Origin of the sequence: Kocuria atrinae C3-8, from assembly GCF_000286355.1 — a bacterium.
In the GTDB taxonomy this organism is placed as follows: domain Bacteria; phylum Actinomycetota; class Actinomycetes; order Actinomycetales; family Micrococcaceae; genus Kocuria; species Kocuria atrinae_A.
In genome coordinates this window covers 1-5,259 of record NZ_AJXN01000096.1, presented here as the reverse complement: position 1 = coordinate 5,259, position 5,259 = coordinate 1, and the positions used below count along the sequence as shown (strand labels likewise).

The 5,259-nt window shown below is 63.3% G+C and carries 6 protein-coding genes and 2 pseudogenes; 2 read left to right on the top strand and 6 right to left on the bottom strand.

The features are described from left to right. Positions 1-211: 211 nt before the first annotated feature. A complete protein-coding gene (locus YO9_RS0110430; protein WP_016997415.1) occupies positions 212-490 on the bottom strand; it encodes a chorismate mutase in 279 nt (92 codons plus the stop codon). A gap of 106 nt (positions 491-596) precedes the next feature. Between YO9_RS0110430 and YO9_RS20000 the strand changes: the two genes are divergently transcribed. Together YO9_RS20000 and YO9_RS19995 are read left to right on the top strand one after the other, a co-directional pair. Beyond that, the gene (locus tag YO9_RS20000; RefSeq protein ID WP_016997414.1) at positions 597-926 is read left to right on the top strand and encodes a DNA alkylation repair protein; all 330 of its coding nucleotides are present in this window, start codon (positions 597-599) and stop codon (positions 924-926) included. A 22-nt stretch (positions 927-948) separates the two neighbouring features. Further along, a complete protein-coding gene (locus YO9_RS19995; RefSeq protein ID WP_262925654.1) occupies positions 949-1,335 on the top strand; it encodes a DNA alkylation repair protein in 387 nt (128 codons plus the stop codon). 28 nt (positions 1,336-1,363) lie between these two features. Here YO9_RS19995 and YO9_RS0110420 read toward each other — a convergent pair. The 5 genes and pseudogenes from YO9_RS0110420 to YO9_RS0110405 all read right to left on the bottom strand — a co-directional run bounded on the left by YO9_RS0110420 (position 1,364) and on the right by YO9_RS0110405 (position 5,185). Continuing rightward, positions 1,364-2,586: pseudogene (locus YO9_RS0110420) on the bottom strand (amidohydrolase). Between the two features lie 12 nt (positions 2,587-2,598). Beyond that, positions 2,599-2,955, bottom strand: a complete 357-nt coding sequence (locus YO9_RS21615; protein WP_396350749.1) for a hypothetical protein — start codon at positions 2,953-2,955, stop codon at positions 2,599-2,601. Then, positions 2,931-3,341 (bottom strand): hypothetical protein, encoded by a 411-nt coding sequence (locus YO9_RS21610; protein ID WP_396350748.1) that lies wholly within the window; start codon positions 3,339-3,341, stop codon positions 2,931-2,933. Before YO9_RS21610 ends, YO9_RS21615 begins: the two co-directional genes overlap by 25 nt. Before the next feature lie 3 nt (positions 3,342-3,344). Continuing rightward, positions 3,345-4,124, bottom strand: coding sequence for a DUF5058 family protein (locus tag YO9_RS0110410; RefSeq protein ID WP_016997412.1), 780 nt, complete (start codon positions 4,122-4,124; stop codon positions 3,345-3,347). 138 nt (positions 4,125-4,262) lie between these two features. Then, positions 4,263-5,185, bottom strand: a pseudogene (locus YO9_RS0110405) (DUF808 domain-containing protein). Between the last annotated feature and the right edge of the window lie 74 nt (positions 5,186-5,259).

Genomic DNA, 5,259 nt, shown 5'->3' with positions numbered 1-5,259 from the left:
GGCCGGGCGGTTTCGTTGCCGGTGGTGACCGCGGTAGAGCCTGAGTGCACTCTGATGAACGCTACGACCCACCTTTTGGGGCCACCGTATTCTGATCGACGTTACGACCAGGATCTTCGATTTCTTCGGCATTATCGTCGATCAGGTTGCTGCCCACAGTCACGAATGGCTTTACCGTGCATCAGACTGCACGCTCCGGAGAGAGTTGCGTTCAACGCCCGGCGTTCTGTTCATAGTCGGTGAACGCTGCCAGGAGTTCCTTCCAGATCCGCTCGGCAACCTCAGGGTCCAGGCCAGCGTCGAGTGCCTGTTCGCGGCGTGCGCGCAGAATCGACTCCACGCGTTCAGGGTTGTGGGCGTCTTGAATGCCCTGGCCGGCTTTCACTTCACCGGCACGAGTCACGAACGACTGCCGCTCGGCGACTAGTGAGATCAGCTGCGCGTCGATGTTGTCGATCGCGGCGCGGACCTGTTCGATGTTGTGAGGCATTTGAGCGTCCATAAAGCCACACTAACGGCTCTCCCACGTGCTCCAACAGGACTGTTTCAAGCGGAATTGGCTCCAGAAAACTGGGGAACCGTTACGCTCCTTTTGCGTGAACACTCCCACGGCCGATCTGCCCACCCAACTGATCGAGACGCTCATCAGCATGGGCAACGAACGGGACGCCCAAGCCAAGGCGAAGTACCTCCAGGCATTGCCCGGCGGCTACGGCGAAGGTGACCAGTTCGTAGGAGTCCGAGTTCCCGCCATCCGATCACTGGCCAGGGAGGCTAAGAAGCAAGCCACCTTGGACGACGCCGCTGTCCTCCTCGATCACGAGATTCACGAGGTGCGCCTGCTGGGCGCCGTCCTGCTCGTTGAGCTGTTCAAGCCCGCGCGGCCGACAAGAACGCCGTCATCCAACTGCTTCTGGCCAAGCTGATCGCCTCAACAACTGGGATCTCGTGGACACAGTGGTTCCGTACACGTTGGGTCCTTGGCTACTCGCGCAGCCGGCAGACAAGGCGACTGCGATTCTGGACGACTTAGCAGTCTCCCCCGTTCTCTGGCGACGTCGCATGGCCATGGTCTCCACGCTCGGCCAGATCCGCTTGGGCCACCACGACCAGGCCCTCAGATTGGCGGCCAAACTCCAGACCGACCCGCACCACCTCATGCACAAAGCGGTCGGGTGGATGCTGCGCGAAGTGGGCAACAGGAACCGTGTCCTCCTCGACTCGTTCCTCAATGAGCACGCTGCCACTTTGCCTCGCACCGCCCTTCGCTACGCGTTGGAAAAGCACGACCCCGCAGCCCGCACCCACTATCTGGCCGTGGCCCAGGAAAGGTGACGAGCGGCGTCGTCGACATGCGGGACCGCTACTTCCCCACCCGCGAGGCCAACGCGGTGACCGCGGCTTTGACGCCGGTGGACAGCGTGGGCTCCATGACCGGCGCGAAGAACGGCGAGTGGTTCACGGGAACGGGACCGTCGCCCTCCATGACCTCAGCGGGGTGGCCGCCGAACATCCAGAACACGGAGGGCACGTCGATGGCCTGGGCCAGCGCGCCGAAGTCCTCTGAGCCCATCATCGGCTCCACCTCGACCACGGAATCCTCACCGAGCTCTCGCTTGAACTCGTCCATCACCGCAGCGGTGGCCTCGGGATTGTTGTAATTACGAGGAAATTGCGACAGCACCTCAATGGTCGGCTCGGGAGCACCGGATGCCGCTGCCTCCGCAGAAATGATTCGGCGCAAGGACGCCAGCACCTTCTTGCGAATCGCCGGATCGAACGTGCGCACGTTCAGGGTGAACTCCGCGGACGCCGGGATGATGTTCTCCTTCAACCCGCCGTGGAACGTGGCGATCGTGACCACGGCGCGCGGCGCGGATCGATCTCGCGCGAGACCACGGTCTGGATGCGGGTAATCATGTGCGCGCCCAACACGATGGGATCGGTGGAATCCTGCGGCTGCGACGCGTGGGCACCCTGCCCGTGAATCGTGATCTTCCACGAATCCGCCAGAGCCATGGCATCGCCCACCGAGTAGTTGATGGTCCCGGCCAGCGAGGGCATCACGTGCTGACCGTAAACCACCTCGGGCTTGGGCGCCTTGTCCCACAGCCCGTCCTCGAGCATTGCCTTGGCACCGGCCGCGGTTTCCTCCCCCGGCTGGAAAATCCACACGATGGTCCCGGACCACGCGTCCGTGGAGCCAGCGAAGATCTCCGCGGCCGCGAGCGCCGCGGACATGTGCGTATCGTGCCCGCACGCGTGCATCACGGGCACCTCGGTGCCGTCGTCGAGCTGGCCCGTTGCCGTGCTTGCGTACTCCACGCCGGTGTCCTCGGCCAGGGGTAGGGCGTCTGTGTCCGCGCGGAAGGCGACCACGGGCCCGTCCCCGTTCTTCAGCACGCCGACGACGCCGCTCCCACCGCAGCGGAAATTCTCGATTCCCAGCGCGGTCAAGCGCTCCTCGATCAACTCCGCGGTGCGGTGTTCCTGCATGGACAGCTCCGGGGCCGCGTGAAGTTCGCGGTAGAGCTCATGCATACGGTTCCGGAGGTCATCGGTGAGTTCGAGCGACTGAGCGGTCATGAAAAGCGATTCCTAACGATTGTGGGTATCGGCAAGCTGGGCGTCCTCGGAGTCGTCCACGAGGCGCGCGGAGCGGTCCCTCAGGAACCATGCCAACACGGCGGTGGCGATCACGGCAATGGCCGTGCTGAAGAACGCCAGCGACGGAATGGCCGGAACCAGAAGGAACACGACCGAGGCCGAGACCACGATGGCGATGATGGTGGCGCGCAGCTGCTTGAGCGACACGATGGCCTGGACGACCACGGCACCCAGCACGGAGGCCAAGATGTAGGTCTGTACCACCTTGGTGACGTCCTCCGGGATCACGCTCACGAGCCACGTACCCATGAAGCCAACAAAGATCAGCAGCGAGAACAGGTGCACCATGGCCGCACCGCTGATGGCCATAACCGCGGCCAACTCGCCCCGGCGGTACCCGGCTTGGCGTTCACCGCGGACTGCGCGATCAGCGCGGAGGGCAGCAACTTGTTGGAGATGTTGCCGATCATGAAGGCCTGGTACATCGAGGCCTGCCCGAGGATCGGGTAATAGGTCAGCGGTTCCACGATCCAGATCACCGCGAACGTTCCGGCAATCGCCAGGAAGGCGGTGAGGATTTTGGTCTGGTCCACTTCCAGGCCGCTGAAGAACACCAGGTAGGCCGGGCCCGCGAGCGAAATCAGCAGGCCCACGATCATCGTGAGGCGACCCCAGCGGGCGGTGGTGCGGTCGAAAGTCTGGAGAGCGGCGTCGTTGCCGGTCACTGTAGTCATGAGTTAGTCCTTTGAGATCTCAGAAACCGGTTCAGGCCGCGAACAGCCCGGAGGAGACAGCCACGTAGGTGAGCACCAGGCCGTGAGAATGGCGATGCCCAGGGCCCATTCGCGTAGCCACTTGAGATTGAGCTGCTTGGCCAGGAACAGGCACGCGCCCATCACGGCCGCCGAGGAGAAGAACGCGACCACGTGATATCCGGACTTGGGCAGCTCGGCGAATCCGAGGGCGAAGAACGCGGCAAGCATGGCAGCACCGGGAACCACGATCATCACGGCCGGGTTCACGCGACGCAATTTGGCGTCACCGCGCTTGAGGAGGGGCGTGAAAATCAAAGTGGCGAGCATCCACATGGCGCCGCCCAGGCTCATGGCCATGAAGGCGACGGCGAACACGCTTTGTGTGTAGGTGGGCCCGCCCAGCTCGGCTTCCATGGTGCCGGCGGCGATACTCGCGGCAGCGGTTTCGTAGGAGACGGAGCCGATCAGACCGATGCGAACCAGCACGGCGGGCGTGCCGAACACGGTGAGCAGCGCAACGGCCACGAGCACCACGGCCAAGGACGGGCCGATGGCGGATACTGCGCCGGTGCGGAACGATGTCTTGAGTTCGTCGGAGGTCATACCCACGGCGGGTGCGGCCTGCCGGACCGCGCGGACGTAAATCAGGGTCTGAACAATGATGACCGCAAAGACACCCAGGGCGCAGATCCACAAGATAGGTGTGTTGGCTGCGGCCAGGATGTCCGTTGAACCGCTGTCGAAAGCAGTGGGGATGTGCATGGGGACTCCGAAGATCGGGCAAGTTGAACGCCCCCATCAAAACACAAGGCGTGACCCGTGTCACGAAAAATCTCACATTTCGTTCTACGGGTCACGCCTTGGGTGGAGTTTTTTACATAATTGCGGTGTTTTGCGTGATCAATCCTTCACGGGCCGGTCCCCGCCCGAATCCGCACGATAGGCGCTCGAGCCGGCGCCAGCGGCGTCGTCGTTGATCGTGTCGACCTTGGGTGCGTCCTCAGTGTGCGCATCCGCGTGCTTGTCGGAACCCTCGTGGCCGTTCGCGTGGCCGTGACCCTTCTTACCGAAGGGCAACAGGTGCATGATCACCACGATGATGGCGCCCCAGATGAGGCCCAGCAGGAGCGAGAAGAACGTCTCGATCAGCCACGCCAGCGCGACGCCGATGCCTGCGACGTGATGGGCCGGCTCCGCCAGGTGGTGAACCCACTCGTAGGGGGCGGTGAGGCCCAGCTCGTCCATGCCCACCAGGATGATGTGGCCGCCCACCCACAGCATGGCGAAAACGCCCACAATGGAAATCACCTTGAGCACGATGGGCATGGCCTTGACCAGCGCCATGCCGAATTTCTGCGCGCCTTCGGATTCGCGCTTGGCCATGGACAGGCCGATGTCGTCCATTTTCACGATCAGCGCGACAAAGCCGTACACGGCCACGGTGATGCCGATGGCCACGACGATCAAGATGACGGCGCGCGCCAGATGCTTTCGGCAGCGACCTCGTTGAGGGCGATCACCATGATCTCCGCGCTGAGGATGAAGTCCGTACGGATCGCGCCGGAGGTGACTTCCTTCTCCGCTTCTTTACCGCGCTTGACGGCCGGTTCCTCCGGTGCGTGGTCCTTCTTGGAGAAGTGCTCGTAAACCTTTTCCGCGCCCTCGAAGCACAGGTACGTGCCGCCCAGCATCAGCAGCGGCGTGAGCAGGAACGGCGCGAACTGACTCAACAGCAGCAGCGCCGGAAGTATGAAGAGCAGTTTGTTGCGCAGCGAACCCTTGGTGATCGTCCAGATGATCGGGAGCTCCCGCTTGGGATCCACGCCGTGCACGTAGCGCGGGGTCACCGCGGCATCGTCCACGACGACGCCGCGCGGCCTTCGCGCTCGCGCGACCG

Bases quoted from the DNA above. Each gene is read 5' to 3' on its own strand.
- YO9_RS0110430 (WP_016997415.1), bottom strand. From the start codon at position 490: ATGCCTCACAACATCGAACAGGTCCGCGCCGCGATCGACAACATCGAC.
- YO9_RS21615 (WP_396350749.1), bottom strand. From the start codon at position 2,955: ATGGTGCACCTGTTCTCGCTGCTGATCTTTGTTGGCTTCATGGGTACG.
- YO9_RS21610 (WP_396350748.1), bottom strand. From the start codon at position 3,341: ATGACTACAGTGACCGGCAACGACGCCGCTCTCCAGACTTTCGACCGC.
- YO9_RS0110410 (WP_016997412.1), bottom strand. From the start codon at position 4,124: ATGCACATCCCCACTGCTTTCGACAGCGGTTCAACGGACATCCTGGCC.